We start from the raw sequence: 15,582 nt of genomic DNA, 5'->3' as shown, positions 1-15,582 counted from the left end.
GTGGTTTACCAGGGCCGGCGCACCCGACGTACGCGGCCGAGCTGGTTGTTCCAGAGTTCGCGCAGCCTGGCCGATCAACCGTTTCGGGCTGAGCTGGACCGTTTGCTGGACGGTACGGATGGCGCTGTGCGGGTCGTTCGACTGCTCAGCCAGCCGGAAGATCAGGTCCGGGAGGGCGAGGATTTTGACCTGGCCGGGCGTATCGACCTTGCGCTGCTCAAAACCATCCTGCTGGTGGAAGACTACGATCAGCTGGATTTCGTCTTGTGTGGTCCGAGCAGTTTCACTCAAGGGCTGTACGACGATTTACGTGGGTTGGATATCCGCGATCAGCGGATTCACGCCGAAACCTTTGGTCCTTCAACGCTGCGTCGGCAGCCGGATCCGGAGGTGGTAGTCATCGAGCAGCCTCCAGCGGCCACCACTCCGGTCGCAGTCATGTTTCAGCGTTCGGCCGTCGATGCTCGCTGGCAGCCAGGCAGCGGCAGTTTGCTGGAGTTGGCGGAGAGTCGGGGGTTGCGACCAGAGTTCAGCTGCCGCGGTGGTTCCTGCGGCGTGGATGACTCGGAGGTACCACCAGCCCGGTCTCACCGTGAATATTGATGTAACTGGTGCCGGTGCCGATTTCGCTGGAAATCATTGGTTTGCCGTACATCGCCCCTTCGAGCAGGGAGATGCCAAATGCTTCGGAGCGCAGGTGTGACGGGAACACAATCGCGTAGCTCAGTTGCAACAGTGCGACTTTGTCTTCGTCGTCCAGGCGCCCGAGGAAATGCAGGTTGCGTAGACCCAGCATTGCGGCCTGAGCGTGCAGCTCATTTTCCAGAGGCCCGGCACCGACAATCACCACCGGGTAATCGACGCCTTTGAGCGCATCGAGCAGGATGTGCAGGCCTTTGTAATAGCGCATGACGCCCACAAACAGGAAAAAGCGCTCACCCAGGCGCTCGCGCCAACGAGCCATACGTTCGGTGTCAGGTTTTGGATAAGAGTATTTATTCAGGCCGTAGGGAATGACCCGGGTTTTGTCCGAGAAGTTTTTCAGGACGTCACTGGTATGCAGGTAGTTTGGCGACGCCGCGACAATCCGGTCAGCGCTGGCAAGAAAGCGCATCATCAACGGCCGGTAGAGTTTGAGCAGATGCTTTTGCCGAATGATGTCCGAGTGGTACGTCACTACGCAGGGTTTGTTCATGCCGCTGAGGAAATGCACCACATCCATGAACGGCCAGGGAAAGTGATAGTTGACCACGTCGGCTTCTGCGGCCAATTCCCGAAACTGCTTGAAGACGCTGTAGGAAAAACCGGTAGACGCGAATTGCACATCGAGTTTGGCGCGATGGACCTCGTGCTGATAAAACGGGATGACTGCTGGTGTCGGGTTGGCGCTTAACGTCAGAACCTTGCTCTGAATGCCATGCGGTGCGCCGCTTTCGCATAGTTCAAACATGACATGTTCGATACCTCCGACAGATTCTGACAAATACGTTTTGTAAAAATGAAGAACACGCATTCAACCTCCCAAAGCCTGGCGGTAGGCGTGAACTGTCAGATTCGCGCAGCGTTCCCAGGAAAATAGCTTCGCCCGTTGCAATCCCGCTTTTCGRCATACCTGCCGATGCGTTTCATCGTCGACCAAACGACTCATGACTTCACACAACCCATGCACATCATCAGGTTCAATATAATTGCCCGCGGTGCCTGCGACTTCGGGCATGGCTGAGCGTCGGGTCAATATCACGGGTGTGCCGCTGGTCATGGCCTCCAGAACCGGCAGACCAAAACCTTCATAAACAGAGGGGAAAACCAGCGCTCGGGCGCCAGCTACCAGCTGTGCGACGTGCTCATCAGGCAGGTACCCCAACAGGCGGACATGGCCAGTTGCCAGGGCCTTGTGCAGTTCATCATCAAGTTGCTCACCCTTCCACCCGGTCATGCCGATTACCAGCAACGGAAAACGCTGACGCTGTGCCAGCGGCAGTTGCGCGTGAGCACGCAATGCCAGCGACAGGTTCTTGCGCGGCTCCAGAGTACCGACACACAGAAAGTACCCTTGTGGCTGCACGCCGTGAGGTTGCAGCGCCTGCTGCAAGGACTTGTTCGAACGTGGATGAAAACGCGCCGCGGCCCCCAGTGGGGCAACCACGAAACGCTCGGGCCCAAGGCCGAAATAGCGCTGGGCTTCGTCGGCGATAAACTGTGAGTCGGTCAGGATCAGACGTGCCTGTCGCACGCCTTGGCCCAGTCGACGTTCAATTTCCCGTAACCGCGCTGCCGGTTGGGTCGACGGGTAGTGCAGATGGGTCAGGTCGTGCAGGGTGATGATGGTCGGGCCCTTGAACGCCAAGGGCCACAGACTCGGCTCGTGGTAGAGGTCGATGGCCGCCGGCAGTCCTCGGTCGAAGCGCCGTTGTTCCAGCCAGCGACGTGCCTGATAGGCACCGGGGATCTGCCGCAGCAACGGGGTCAGCCGTGAGTAGCCGGGCATTGCTGCTGCCGGTAGCGACGAACTCCAGCCCCAGCCGTGGAACAATGACAATTCCAGGTCAGGTTCATGGGTCAGTGCATTGACCAGTTCGGCCAGATAGTGGCCGATACCGGTTCGGGGTGCCTGCAGAATTCGTGCGTTAAGGGCAATCTGCATGCTGCCTCTCGACGGCCACCGGAGTCTTCTTCAGGTTGCGCAAGACTCGGTCGACCAGTTGTGCGCTGGCCTCGCGCCAACCGAGCCAGCGCCATTCGCTCACCTTGCGCGCGGCCGGGAAGGTCCCGGTGTTTTCCATGTGGGTGATCAGGTCGACCAGGCTTTGCGGGGCCGCGAGATCGAAATAGGCCATGAACTCACCACCAATTTCACGGAACACCGGAATGTCGCTGCCCATCGCCGGCAGGCCGCGCTGCATTGCTTCCACCAGCGGCAGGCCGAAACCTTCGACGTAGGACGGAAACACCAGCGACGTGGCGTTGGTGTATGCGTACTCCAGGCTTTTGTCCGAGAGAGAGTTGAACATGAACAAGCGCGTGTTGAGTTCCGGGTGTTTACGAATTCGCTCAATCAGTGCCTCGCACTTCCAGCCAATGCGCCCGGCAATACACAGACGCGCCCGCGAGCCTTTTGCCCAGGCCAGTTCGAACGCATCGAGCAGATAATCGTGGTTCTTGCGTGGCTCGATGGTGCTGACCATCAGGAACACCGGGTCCTTGCTCTTGAACATCTGCTGAAGGTCTGCGTTCACCTTCGACGCGTCATCGCACAAGTCCAGTTCACTGCCCAGGTGGAAGTAGTCGAACCAGCGTTGTCGGACTTGCTCGGCCCCGACCCGGCGCAGCATTTCATCGCAAACCTGATCGCGGATGGTCGCGGAAATGGCGATATAGCCATCCGCAGTGCGGGCAATCCAGTCGAACCAGTCATTGAACACCCTGACGAGCCCGGCGTCGCAATACTGCGGATGGGTCAGCGGAATCAGGTCGTAGATCACTGAAACGATACCCACGCCGTCACGTTTGAGCTGTTCGGCCAAGGGGAAAAAATCCGCATGCCAGGAAGAGTCCAGCAGCACCAGTTGATCGCCCGGTTGGTGTTGCAGCGGCGTGCAACGGGTCGGGATTTCCTGGTTCTTCAGACAGCGATCGAGAATCCGCAGGGGAATACTCAAGCAGGCAAACGCAAGGAGTCGGCAACCGATGTACAGCACGCGACGGGCAAACAGCGATTGGCGGAACGGCCGGCGGCGTTCAAGGGTTCGCTGGCGCAGCCAGAAGTGGTTGGCGACTTGCTCCATCCGTACGCGCAGGCTCATCAGGTCCAGCTTCGGTGTCGGCAGGGGAGCCAGGCTTGTCACTCGATACAGTGCACCGTTGAGCATCACTACCGGAATGCATTCCACCGACGGATCTTTTTTCGGTAACTCGCGGATGACATTGCGCACTACGCGTTGAATTCCGGAGTTGGCCTGGGGGTGTTCGAACACATAGGTGCATTCGACCAGTAACCGCGTCATGGTGCTGTCTCCGGGGTGATGGGTTCTACTGGGGTGTCCGACGAGCGCGTAATGCTGGTTTGCGCCTCAAGCCAGGAACAGCCGACGAAGTCTTCCTGACGGTTGTTGATGACATGGAATACCAGGCCGTAATCGCGCCATTCGAAATTTCGGTCCAGGTGCGAGTCCAGGCGCGACAGGCTCAGGGCGACGGAGTAGTTGCCCTTGCCCAGGCGCATGGGAAAGGCAAAGCGGTAGGTCACCCGTTCGCCAGCGCTCAGGTCGGTCAACGCCTGTTCGAGCCGATGGGTGTTGATGCCATACATCGCCTGGCCCAGGCGATCCTTGATCAGGAAACCCAACACCAGTCGTTCGATGTCCTGGCGGACGTCAACTTGCACCTCCAGCACCATCGGCTGGCCGACTTCGGCCACTTCCACCGAGCGCTGGCGCTGATCCAGCAGGCGCACGCTGTGGATGGTCGCTTCGCCGGTGCCGGAGATGGTTTGCACCTGGCCATTGGCGAGCATTTCCTGGCGTACGATCTGGCCTTCGCGTTCGGCGAGCATGGCGTTGTAATAGTCCATCACCTCTTCCGGCTTGCCGTGCATGGCCATGCGACCCTTTTCCAGGAGGATGGCGGTGTCGCAGATCGACTGAATCGCCGAGCGGTMGTGAGACACGATCAGCAAGGTAGTCCCGGCCCGACGGAAGCTGCGGATGCGTTCGAAACTCTTGTGCTGGAAGTAGGCGTCACCGACTGACAGCGCTTCGTCGACGATCAGGATGTCCGGCCGCCGCGCCGTAGCGACACTGAACGCCAGCCGCATCTGCATGCCACTGGAGTAGGTGCGCACCGGGTGGTCGATGGCGTCGCCAATTTCGGCAAACCCTTCGATTTCCGGCATTAGCGCTTCGATCTCTTCGACCTGCATCCCCAGCAACTGACCGGCCATGAAAGCGTTCTGGCGTCCGGTAAAATCGGGGTGAAAGCCCATGCCCAACTCAAGCAACGCGGCGACGCGCCCGTGCAGATGGATCTGCCCGCATGTGGGCTGGGTGGTGCCGGTGATCATCTTCAGCAAAGTACTTTTGCCGGCGCCGTTGACCCCGACAATGCCGACTGCTTCACCCGGCTGGATTTCAAAATCGACACCTTGCAGGACCCAGTGCAAGTGATGACGGGATCGGGAAAACGGCACCAGCCATTCAAACAGCCGGCTCCAGCGGTTTGGATACTGTTTATAGGCCTTGCCCAGGCCACTGACGCGTATATGTCCCATCAGAGCTCGTCCACCATTTCACCGACACGCTGGCGGAAAAGCCGCAGCCCCATCACGCAGAACAGCACGCCAATCACCAACAGCGGAGTCAGCGAACTCCAGACCGGCCATTGGTTGTAGAGAAACAGATTCTGGTAGCTTTGCATCAAGGCGGTCATGGGGTTGAGCCCCAACAGCCGTTGAACGGGCTCGGGAAGGATCGACATCGGATAGACGATCGGTGTCAGCCAGAACCAGAACTGCAGGCAAATCCCGAAGAACTGTCCGACGTCGCGGAAGAATACGTTCAGCACCCCGAGAATCATCCCCAGCCCGGCGCAGAAGATCACCTGGAGTATCAGCAGCGGCACCAGTGCCAGCATCGCCATGCCCGGCAAGCGCCCGGAGATCAGCAAAAAGCCGAGGAACAAGCCAAGGATGATCGCGAAGTTGATCCCCGCGTTGAGCAATACGATCACCGGCAGGCAGATCCGCGGGAAGCTGATTTTCTTCAGCAGATTGGCGTTTTCCAGAAACATGCCCTGGCTGCGCAGGGTGATTTCGGAGAACAGCCCCCAGGTCAGCAGACCGGCGCAGAGGTACACGCTGTAGGCCAACCCGTCTTCCACACCGGGCAATCGGGCGCGCATGATCTGGGAAAAAATCACCGTGTAGACGACGATCATCGACAGCGGATTGAGCACGGTCCAAAGCGCACCGAACAGTGAGTTGCGATACCGCGACTGGAACTCTCGCTTGACACTACCGAGGATGAAGCCCCGGTAGCTCCACAGCGAGCGATACAAATTGAGCAACATTCAGACCGTCCTGCCGTACTGATCTTCGAAGCGGACGATATCGTCCTCTCCCAGATACTCACCGCTTTGAACTTCAATGATCACCAGATCGATCACCCCCGGGTTTTCCAGACGATGCTTGTGCCCGGCGGCAATGAAGGTGGACTCGTTTTTGGCCACCAGATGCGACCCCGAACCGTTGTTGGTGACCTTGGCCATGCCTTCGACCACCACCCAGTGTTCGTTACGGTGATGGTGCATTTGCAGCGACAGCTTGGCGCCAGGTTTGACCACGATGCGTTTGATCTTGAAGCGCGGGCCTTCCTCCAGCACGGTGTAAGTGCCCCACGGCCGGCTGACGGTGCGGTGCAGGCGATAGCTTTCGTGTTCTTTCTCTTTGAGCTGCTTGACCACCTTGCGCACGTCTTGTGCGCGGTCGGCGTGGGCCACGAGTACGGCGTCGGCAGTGTCGATGACGATCAGGTTATCCACGCCAACGGTCGCGACCATGCGGCCATCGCTCTGGACGAAGTTGTTGTGACTGTCGATGAACAGCGCTTCGCCGCTGGCGCGGTTGTTCTGTGCGTCGGCCGCAACCAGGGCACTGACAGCCCCCCACGAGCCGATGTCGCTCCAATCGAAGCCGGCAGGCACCACCACCACCTTGTCGGAACGCTCCATCAAGGCATAGTCGATAGAAATATCAGTCATTTCGGCGAAATGTGTCGCCGACAATTCCTGTTGCAGGCAGCCGCCGGTCTCGACTGTGGTGCTGGCCGCCAGGCACGCGTCGGCCTGTTCGAGCAGTTGCGGGGCGTGGAGCTGCAACTGCGCCAGCAAAGTGCCGACCGAGAAACAGAACATGCCCGAGTTCCACAGGAAATTGCCGCTTTCCAGGTAGTGCATGGCGGTTTGCAGGTCGGGTTTTTCGACGAAGCGTGCGACCTTGGCCGCGCCTTGCTCGTCCAGCGACTCACCGCGTTCGATGTAACCGAAACCGGTCTCCGGCGCCGTCGGGATTACACCGAAGGTCACCAAATGTCCGGCCTCGGCCAGTTTCACGGCATGGCTGACGGCGGTCTTGAAAGCCTTTTCATTCTGGATCAGGTGGTCAGCCGGCATCACCACCAGAATCGCTTCGTTGCCGTGCAATGCCTGCAGCGACAGGGCCGCGGTGGCAATGGCCGGCGCGGTATTGCGGCCTACCGGTTCCAGCACGAAGTGGCCGCGGTGATGACCCAGATGGGCGTCCTGATAGTGATCCTTGCTTTGAAAGTAGTAGTCACGGTTGGTCACCGTGACGATATCGCCGTGTGTGCCGAGCAGCCCGGCCGCGCGCTGATAGGTCTTGCCCAGCAGTGTCTGGCCATCGGGTAAGGTCATGAACGGCTTGGGGTGACCTTCACGCGAAACCGGCCACAGCCTTGTCCCGGTACCACCGGAAAGAATCACGGGAATCAGCATGGCCTACTCCTTGGCGACGCGCTTCATGTCCGCATCCATCATCATGCGGATCAGGGTCTGCAAATCTGTTTTTGGCTCCCAGCCCAACAGCCGTTTCGCCTTGGCCGGATTACCCAACAGCACGTCGACTTCGGCCGGGCGGAAAAACGCCGGATCGATCTTCACGAAATCACGGTAATCGAGGCCGACGTGTTCGAAGGCGATCTGGCACATCTCGCGCACCGTGGTCGTCACGCCCGTGGCGACCACGAAGTCATCGGCCTTGTCCTGTTGCAGCATCAGCCACATGGCTTCGACGTAGTCGCCGGCAAAGCCCCAATCGCGCTTGGCGTCGATGTTACCCAGGCGCAACTCCTGCTGCTTGCCCTGTTTGATGCGGGCGGCGGCGTCGGTGACTTTGCGGGTCACGAATTCGATTCCGCGCAGCGGTGATTCGTGGTTGAACAAGATGCCGCTACTGGCATGCAGGTTGAAGCTTTCGCGGTAGTTCACGGTGATCCAGTGACCGTAGAGCTTGGCCACACCGTATGGGCTGCGCGGATAGAACGGAGTGTTTTCGTCCTGTTGCTCGGCCTGGATCAGGCCAAACATTTCGCTGGTCGAAGCCTGGTAGAAACGCGTGTGCGGGCTGAACTGACGAATCGCCTCGAGGAGGTGGGTCACACCCAGCCCGTCGACGATCCCGGTAGTCACGGGTTGGTCCCAGGACGCGGCGACAAAGCTTTGCGCGGCCAGGTTGTAGACTTCGTCGGGAGCCGACTTGATCACCGCGCGCTGCACCGAACAGGCGTCTGCCATGTCGCCGTCCAGATAGACAATGTCACCTTCGACGCCCATTTCGCGCAGACGCCAGCGCGAGTCGCTGCTGCGCCGTGCTACCAGGCCGTGGACTTTATAGCCCTTGTCGAGCAGCAGTTTGGCGAGGTAGGCGCCGTCTTGTCCGGTGATCCCTGTGATCAATGCACTTTTTGTCATTCTTGTCGTACCCGTGACTCCCAGTCGGACAGGATCGCCCGCAGGGATTGTTGTGTTGTAAGTTCAGGCGCCCATCCTGTGGCCTGGTGCAGCTTGGCATGGCTGCCACAGACGCGACGCTGCTCTGCGCGGCGAAGACGCGCAGGGTCTTGAATCAGTTGCATATCGACCTGGGCCAGATCGGCCAGTTGCTCGATCAGGGCGCGGATGCTCTGCTCGACACCGGAGCAGATGTTGTAGACCTGTCCGGGCGCACCGCGTTCAAGCAATGCCAGGTAGGCGGAGACGACATCGCTGACATCGAGAAAATCGCGCGTTACATCAATGTCACCCACTTCCAGTTCAGGCGCTTGCAGGCCGTGCTTGATCCGGCAAATTTGCCGGGCGGCGCTGGCGATGACAAAGCTGTCCAGCTGCCCGGCACCGATGTGGTTAAAGGGGCGTGCGACCAGCACCGGCCAGCCTTCGGTCATGCCCCATTGCAGGCACAGCATTTCCGCCGAAAGCTTGCTCACGGCATACGGGTTGCGCGGGCAGGGCGGCTGGTGCTCGTCGATCGGCAAGGCGCTTTCGCTGACCTGGCCGTAGACGTCGCCGGAGCTGACATACAGAAAGGTGCCGTTGAAGTCTCGGGCCTTGAGGGCTTGCAGCAGGTTCAGGGTACCCAGCAGGTTGACCTGAAAAGTCTTCGCCGGGTCACGAAAGGCTTCGGGGACAAAGGTTTGTCCAGCCAGGTGAATCACGGCATCAGGCATTTGCGGCCACAGGCCTTCGAGGCTCTTGGGTTCGCAAAGATCATAACGGGATGGAACGGGCGACAATTCCCACCCCGAGTCGTCTGTGTTCAGACGGGATTGGATGTGACGTCCTACGAATCCACTGAGACCCGTAATGAACAGACGTTTTTTCAAACAGCGGCCCCCTCAATGAGCAAACTTCGGCAACCTCCAGTCTTTGCTGGGTAAACCGGAAAGCATGGGCTGCTTTCTCGGTCATATCAGACATGCGAAGTCGTTGTTGTAGTTGTTTGGTAGCCAATCTGTGCCAATTGTGCGGCAATTTCAACAGGTCCCACCGTGACCGGTCAGTTCTCGTTTTAGTAGCCTGATTTATTCTCGCCAGACGGTTCACGAAGCCCTGGCGGATGTGTTTAGAATGCCCCTCATCACGATTGCCCAGCGATCAGCATGGCGGTAATCCGACCAGGCGAAGCTGACCACTAAAACAAGAACGCAGGCGGGCAGGCAGAGGATGGGCGAGCATCGGTATACCGGCTCGACCTGTGGCGCTACCGTCATAAGAATGAGACTGCCGGGACGGCGGTTTCATCGTGGGATGCCATGAATTTCATTCTTTACTCGGACGTGAACGACCGCTCGATCAGCCAGAGCCTCGGCCGTCCCGAATACAGTTACTACTTCGTCCTCAAGGCTTATCGCCCGGTGCTGGAAAGCCTTGGGCGGGTCCACGTGGTTGAATCGACCACCGAGATCGACCCGCTGTATCGGCAGCTTCAGCTCAATGGCGAAGAGAGCCTGTTCCTCTCGTTCACGCCCCCCCACAAAACCCTGAGCAACCTGCACTGCCCGACAGTCTGCGTGGTTGCCTGGGAGTTCGACTCGATCCCGAACGAGCCATGGGATAACGACCCGCAGCAGGACTGGAGCCGTACGCTGGCACGCCATGGGCGGGTGATTACCTTGTCCAGCCATACTGCGCAGGCTGTGCGCAGGGCATTGGGCGAGGACTTCCCGGTATTGGTCCTGCCGACACCGCTGTGGGAAACCTTCGCCGAGGTTCGCAACCAGTTTGCGAATGTACCGATCAACCCGGGCACGACGTTGCAGACCAAGGGCTGCATCATCGACAGTCGCGTTTTGGGTCTTTCGGCTGACGGGCTGATTGCACCGATCGTCACTGCGCCAGAGCCCGAACCGGCGCAACTGCCAGCGCCAGCAGAACCCGAAATCGTTAACGAGGCGCCCCCTCTGACCTGGCGTCGACGTGCGTTCATCGTCAAGCACTACGTGCGGCAGACCTATCGTGAAGCCTTTCGCGATCTGCTGCCCGAGCGCCTGCGTACGCTGATCGCCAGTCTGCGACCCGAGCGTCCGGTGATGGCAGAGCCTGTAGTGGAAGTGACCGTCGAGGCGCCGCCTAAAGACCCGCACCMGCAAGCCAGCCTTCCCGATACCACAGCGGTGGTCGAAACCCGGGTCGATGGAGTGATTTACGTCAGCGTTTTCAACCCTGATGACGGTCGCAAGAACTGGCACCAACTGATTACCGCGTTCTGCTGGGCCATGCGTGACGTCGAAGATGCCACGCTGGTGCTGAAAATGACCCAGAGTGACCTGTCCACCTACTACGTCGAAATGCTGACCCTGCTGTCGCAACTGTCGCCCTTTGCCTGTCGCGTGGTCGTCATGCATGGCTATCTGGATGACCAGCAGTTTGCCCGGTTGTACGGGGCCGCCAGTTTCTACGTCAATGCCTCGCGCTGTGAAGGGCTATGCCTGCCACTGATGGAGTTCATGGCGTGCGCAAAACCGGTGATCGCACCGGCGCATACGGCGATGCAGGATTACATCGACGACCGCGTGGCCTTTATCGTCGAGTCCAGTCAGGAACCGGCCGTCTGGCCGCAGGACACGCGCATCCTGTTCCGCACCTTGCGCCACCGACCGGACTGGGGCTCGCTGAAAACCGCCTATCAGAACAGTTACCGGATGGCCAAGGAGCAACCGGCCAGCTATCAGGCGATGTCCGTGGCGGCGAGCGAACGCATGCGCGATTACTGCAGTTTCGCGGCGGTGCAAAAACGCCTGACGGGTTTTTTCGAATTGGCCCAGGTCACTGAGCCTACGCCGGCATCGACTGCCGCCGTAGCGGGTACGGCATCATGCTGATCATCATTCATTCAGAAACCAACAAAAGTAACATCCTGCAGAACCTCGGCCGCCCCGAGTACAGCTACTACTTTGTGCTCAAGGAGTTCCGCCCGGTGCTGGAGCGGCTGGGGCAGGTCATCGAAGTCAGCAATCCCGACGAACTGGTCGACCGTTTATATTTCGATTGCCAAAGCCGTGGCGAGGATTGTGTGTTCCTGTCCTTTTCGCCCCCGCATCGCACTCCGATGCATTACGCCTGCCCGACCATCCCGGTATTCGCCTGGGAGTTCAGTACCATTCCCACCGAAAGCTGGCAGGGCGAGCCTCGGCATGACTGGCGCCTGGTGCTGGGTGCATCGGGTGCGGCGATTACCCATTCCAGTTTCACGGTAAACGCCGTGCGCGACGTGATGGGGCCGGACTACCCGATCAGTGCCATCCCGGCACCGGTCTGGGACCGTTTTGCCGGACGGGGCCGGGGCTTGAGCAAAAAGCCCCAGGCCGAACAGGTGAAACTCAACCTGCGCGGCCTGTTGATCGACAGTCGTGAACTGGACCTGCGGCCTTACGGACCCGAGGCGTTGCGCGAAGGTGAGGCGGTGGCGTTCGATGGGCCGGTGCGTGATTGCGAGCTGGTGCTCGACGGTGTGATCTATACCTCGGTCTTCAACCCTTACGATGGCCGCAAAAACTGGCAGGACATGCTCAGCGCGTTCTGCACCACGTTCCGCAATACGCCCGATGCGACACTGGTACTGAAGCTGACGCACCACGATATCGCCGATGCGCTGAACGACATGCTGCATCATCTTTACAAGAACCAGTCGTACCGCTGCCGCATTGTGCTGATTCACGGCTTCCTTGCCGATGCGGATTATGAGCGTCTGGTCGAAGCCACCAGTTACGTGGCCAACAGCTCGTTTGGTGAAGGTCAGTGCCTGCCGTTGATGGAGTTCATGTCCTGCGGCAAACCGGCCGTTGCTCCTTGCAACACGGCGATGGCGGACTACATTGACTGCGACAACGCCTTCATTGTCGACTCGACGGACGAGCTGACGGCCTGGCCCCACGATCCGCGTGCGGCCTACCGGACCCTGCGTTACATCACCAACTGGGATTCGCTGTGTTCGGCGTACCAGGCCAGTTACGACGTGGCGAAGGCGGATGACGAGCGTTATGAGCGCATGTCGGCCCATGCCGTGAACAGCCTGGAGAAATTCTGCAGCCAGGCCAGTACCGAACAGCGTCTGGAGAGCTTTTTCGCGCAGCTGTTGCAGCGCACCAAGGCGCTCACCGCGCAAACCGTCCAAGCATGATTCGCGGGCTGCTCAGGTGGTTGCGTCCGACACCTGCCCCCATCCCGGTGACCGTTCCGGCAAGCCCTGTATCACCCAGGGATGTGGGCTTATGTGACGCCGTGCTCGACGGCTGGTTTCTGGGTGACAGCGGTGAATTGCTCAAGGGCTTCGCCATCACGGCGGACGACACCTTGCTGGACGTCGGTTGCGGTGAAGGTGTGGCGACGTTGTTTGCGGTACGTCAGGGCGCCTCGGTGATCTTCACCGACAGCGAACACGACAAGGTCCGCGACCTCGCCCGGCAAGTAGAAGCCCAGTCGGACCAGCCGAGCCTGGGGCTGGTCAGCAACAGCCTGCCGCTGCCGCTGGCCGATGGCTGCGCCAGCAAGGTCGTGTGCATGGAAGTGCTTGAGCACATCGATCAGCCCGAGCCGTTCATGGCCGAACTGGTGCGCATGGGACGCCCCGGGGCGTTGTACCTGCTGAGTGTGCCGGCGCCGGTGGGTGAACATTTGCAGCAGGGCATCGCACCCGCCAGCTATTWCCAGTCACCCAACCATGTACAGATCTTTACCCCGGAGCGCTTTGCCGCGTTGGTTGAAGACGCTGGGCTGGTGATCGAGCATCGTCAGGCCACAGGCTTTTTCTGGGTCATGGGCATGATCTTTTTTTGGGCCAGCGAGCGGGCAGCCGGGCGCGATCCCGGGGGCGCGGTGCGAGACCGGATCCAGGCGCCGTACCCGCCGTTGATGGAGAGTTGGGCGCGAACCTGGCAAGACCTGCTGGCGCAACCCAACGGGCTGGCGATCAAGCAGGTGCTTGATCAATTCATGCCCAAGAGCCAGGTGATCATTGCCCGCAAACCGGTGGATACCGATGCAATGTCCAGGAGGACGGCATGAGCAGCAAACGGATCATGGACATCGAGTTGTTGCGTGGCATTGCGGTGCTCGGCGTGTTGTTCCATCACCTGCAAGGCAGTCTGTTCACCGACACGGTGCCACTGCTGCAAACCATCACTGCGTTTGGCCAACCCTGGTGGGGCGTCGATCTGTTTTTCGCCATCTCGGGGTTTGTCATCGCTCGCAGTCTTATACCGGCGTTGYAAGGCTGCAGCACGCGTCAGGAATACTGGCAGCAGACGCGCAACTTCTGGCTGCGCCGAGCCTTTCGACTGTTGCCGTCGGCGTGGCTGTGGCTGGCGCTGATGTTGCTGGCCTGTGTGTTTCTCAACCGCTCCGGGGCCTTCGGCACGCTGCACGCGAATGTGCAGGCGACCTTGGCGGGGATTGCGCAGTACGCCAATTTTCGCTTTGCCGACAGCTTCTACCACTATGAGTACGGCACCAGTTTCGTCTACTGGAGCCTGTCGCTGGAGGAGCAGTTCTACCTGTTGTTTCCGTTGCTGATTCTGGTCTGTCGCAAACACCTGGTGTGGGCACTGCTGGCGCTGGTCGCGGTGCAGTTGCTGACGTTGCGCACGCCGATCCTGATGGTGGTCCGAACCGACGCATTGGCCCTTGGCGTGCTGTTGGCCATGTGGAGTGGGCGACCCGGTTATGTGCGCTGGGAACCGACGTTCTTACGCCGGCCATGGGTCGGGGTGTCGGCGCTGGTGGTTATTTCGTTGACGTTGAGCGTGCTAGCCACCGACCGCTTCACGTTCACCAACTACCGAATCGGCGCGATTGCCGTGCTCAGTGCGGTGCTGGTCTGGGTGGCGTCCTACAACCGTGATTACTTGATGCCTCGGGGGTTGCTGAAGAGTCTGATGACCTGGATCGGCAGTCGCTCCTACGGTATCTACCTGATTCATATTCCGGCCTATTCGCTGGTCCGTGAATTCATCTTCCGCTTGCAGGCGGTCAATCTGCCCAATCCGGCCGGGCATCCAATCCTGACCCTGCTGATCGCTGGCGGGGTGATCGCCCTGTTGAGTGAGCTCAATTACCGCTGCATCGAAATGCCCATGCGTAATCGCGGTGCCGCGCTGGTGCTACGCCTGGGCACGTCCCGAACCTCCGTCCCATCCTCTGGAGTGACCTCATGCTGAGCCTTTTGAAGAAACTCACGGCGGGTGCGCCCGTCCCTGCACCCGTGCAGCCAGAGGCGCCCGCGACCAAGGTCGATCCGTACATGCTGGGGCTGCACGATGCGATCCTCAGCGGCTGGTTCAACCAGCAAACCGGCGAGCTGTTCACCGGTTTCCCGGTGACCGCCGAGGACACGTTGCTCGACGTCGGCTGCGGTGACGGTGGTAACGTGCATTTCTGTGCCACGCGCGGTGCAAAGATCATCATTGCCGATATCGATGCAGCCAAGGTCGAGGCGACCCGTCAGCGTCTCAGCGACACCATCGCGCCCAGCGTCGAGTGTCACGTCACCGACTGCAATCCACTGCCGATAGCCACTGCGACCGCGACGCGGGTGGTCTCCACCGAGGTCATCGAACACGTCGACGATCCGGCACAGTTCCTCGCCGAACTGGTGCGCGTAGGTAAGCCTGGCGCGCTGTATTTGCTCAGCGTCCCGCATCCCAGCTCGGAAGACCTGCAAAAAGACATCGCCGCTCCCGAGTATTTCCAGAAGCCCAACCACATCCGGATCATCAGCGAAGAGCAGTTCAAGCAGATGGTCAGCGATGCCGGCCTGGAACTGATCAGTCACAGCCAGTACGGTTTTTACTGGTCGATGTGGATGCTGCTGTTCTGGGAAGCCAAGGTCGATTTCAGCAACGCTGATCATCCACTGCTCAATCWCTGGGCTGACACCTGGCAGGCCGTGCTGGATTCGCCACGCGGGGCGCAGATCAAGCAGGCGCTGGACGCAGTTGTGGCGAAAAGTCAGGTGATCATTGCCCGCAAGCCTATGGCTGCGTAGGCTAACGTGCTGAGCAACAAGGGCCCTGAGAG

At 59.8% G+C, this 15,582-nt stretch carries 13 protein-coding genes and 1 pseudogene; 5 read left to right on the top strand and 9 right to left on the bottom strand.

Annotated features, from left to right (window positions below; translation table 11 throughout):
- The 9 genes and pseudogenes from AC1DH9_RS02595 to AC1DH9_RS02555 all read right to left on the bottom strand — a co-directional run.
- On the bottom strand, positions 1-291 hold a 291-nt coding region (locus AC1DH9_RS02595; protein ID WP_477807760.1), incomplete at its 3' end, for a hypothetical protein.
- A gap of 69 nt (positions 292-360) precedes the next feature.
- A pseudogene (locus AC1DH9_RS02590) lies at positions 361-1,513 on the bottom strand (glycosyltransferase family 4 protein).
- On the bottom strand, positions 1,514-2,644 hold the full coding sequence (locus AC1DH9_RS02585) for a glycosyltransferase family 4 protein (protein WP_427541393.1): 1,131 nt from the start codon (positions 2,642-2,644) through the stop codon (positions 1,514-1,516).
- On the bottom strand, positions 2,628-4,004 hold the full coding sequence (locus AC1DH9_RS02580) for a glycosyltransferase family 4 protein (RefSeq protein WP_427541390.1): 1,377 nt from the start codon (positions 4,002-4,004) through the stop codon (positions 2,628-2,630). The genes AC1DH9_RS02585 and AC1DH9_RS02580 overlap by 17 nt, the downstream gene beginning before the upstream one ends.
- The gene (locus AC1DH9_RS02575) at positions 4,001-5,266 is read right to left on the bottom strand and encodes an ABC transporter ATP-binding protein (protein ID WP_477807759.1); all 1,266 of its coding nucleotides are present in this window, start codon (positions 5,264-5,266) and stop codon (positions 4,001-4,003) included. Before AC1DH9_RS02575 ends, AC1DH9_RS02580 begins: the two co-directional genes overlap by 4 nt.
- The gene (locus tag AC1DH9_RS02570; RefSeq protein WP_427541384.1) at positions 5,266-6,063 is read right to left on the bottom strand and encodes an ABC transporter permease; all 798 of its coding nucleotides are present in this window, start codon (positions 6,061-6,063) and stop codon (positions 5,266-5,268) included. Before AC1DH9_RS02570 ends, AC1DH9_RS02575 begins: the two co-directional genes overlap by 1 nt.
- A complete protein-coding gene (locus AC1DH9_RS02565) occupies positions 6,064-7,506 on the bottom strand; it encodes a mannose-1-phosphate guanylyltransferase/mannose-6-phosphate isomerase (protein WP_427541381.1) in 1,443 nt (480 codons plus the stop codon).
- 3 nt (positions 7,507-7,509) lie between these two features.
- On the bottom strand, positions 7,510-8,481 hold the full coding sequence (gene gmd / locus AC1DH9_RS02560; RefSeq protein WP_427541378.1) for a GDP-mannose 4,6-dehydratase: 972 nt from the start codon (positions 8,479-8,481) through the stop codon (positions 7,510-7,512).
- Complete coding sequence (locus tag AC1DH9_RS02555; RefSeq protein WP_427541375.1) at positions 8,478-9,392, bottom strand: GDP-mannose 4,6-dehydratase; 915 nt, start codon at positions 9,390-9,392, stop codon at positions 8,478-8,480. Before AC1DH9_RS02555 ends, gmd begins: the two co-directional genes overlap by 4 nt.
- Positions 9,393-9,821: 429 nt before the next feature.
- Here AC1DH9_RS02555 and AC1DH9_RS02550 point away from each other — a divergent pair, with 429 nt between their 5' ends.
- Genes AC1DH9_RS02550 through AC1DH9_RS02530 form a run of 5 tightly spaced genes read left to right on the top strand, consistent with a single transcriptional unit; the run spans position 9,822 to position 15,550 of the window.
- Complete coding sequence (locus AC1DH9_RS02550; RefSeq protein ID WP_477807758.1) at positions 9,822-11,390, top strand: glycosyltransferase; 1,569 nt, start codon at positions 9,822-9,824, stop codon at positions 11,388-11,390.
- Positions 11,384-12,688 carry a glycosyltransferase gene (locus AC1DH9_RS02545; RefSeq protein WP_427541369.1) on the top strand — a complete coding sequence of 435 codons (1,305 nt, stop codon included), beginning with the start codon at positions 11,384-11,386 and terminating at the stop codon, positions 12,686-12,688. Before AC1DH9_RS02550 ends, AC1DH9_RS02545 begins: the two co-directional genes overlap by 7 nt.
- The gene (locus tag AC1DH9_RS02540; RefSeq protein ID WP_477807757.1) at positions 12,685-13,572 is read left to right on the top strand and encodes a class I SAM-dependent methyltransferase; all 888 of its coding nucleotides are present in this window, start codon (positions 12,685-12,687) and stop codon (positions 13,570-13,572) included. The genes AC1DH9_RS02545 and AC1DH9_RS02540 overlap by 4 nt, the downstream gene beginning before the upstream one ends.
- On the top strand, positions 13,569-14,723 hold the full coding sequence (locus AC1DH9_RS02535; protein ID WP_477807756.1) for an acyltransferase family protein: 1,155 nt from the start codon (positions 13,569-13,571) through the stop codon (positions 14,721-14,723). The genes AC1DH9_RS02540 and AC1DH9_RS02535 overlap by 4 nt, the downstream gene beginning before the upstream one ends.
- Positions 14,717-15,550, top strand: coding sequence for a class I SAM-dependent methyltransferase (locus AC1DH9_RS02530; RefSeq protein WP_477807755.1), 834 nt, complete (start codon positions 14,717-14,719; stop codon positions 15,548-15,550). Before AC1DH9_RS02535 ends, AC1DH9_RS02530 begins: the two co-directional genes overlap by 7 nt.
- Positions 15,551-15,582 lie beyond the last annotated feature (32 nt).

This window comes from Pseudomonas sp. 05T35, from assembly GCF_056396605.1.
Note: the sequence above shows the minus strand (reverse complement) of the source record. Positions and strands in the feature narration are given on the sequence as shown.

Bases quoted from the DNA above. Each gene is read 5' to 3' on its own strand.
- AC1DH9_RS02580 (WP_427541390.1), bottom strand. From the start codon at position 4,004: ATGACGCGGTTACTGGTCGAATGCACCTATGTGTTCGAACACCCCCAG.
- AC1DH9_RS02570 (WP_427541384.1), bottom strand. From the start codon at position 6,063: ATGTTGCTCAATTTGTATCGCTCGCTGTGGAGCTACCGGGGCTTCATC.
- AC1DH9_RS02565 (WP_427541381.1), bottom strand. From the start codon at position 7,506: ATGCTGATTCCCGTGATTCTTTCCGGTGGTACCGGGACAAGGCTGTGG.
- gmd (WP_427541378.1), bottom strand. From the start codon at position 8,481: ATGACAAAAAGTGCATTGATCACAGGGATCACCGGACAAGACGGCGCC.
- AC1DH9_RS02545 (WP_427541369.1), top strand. From the start codon at position 11,384: ATGCTGATCATCATTCATTCAGAAACCAACAAAAGTAACATCCTGCAG.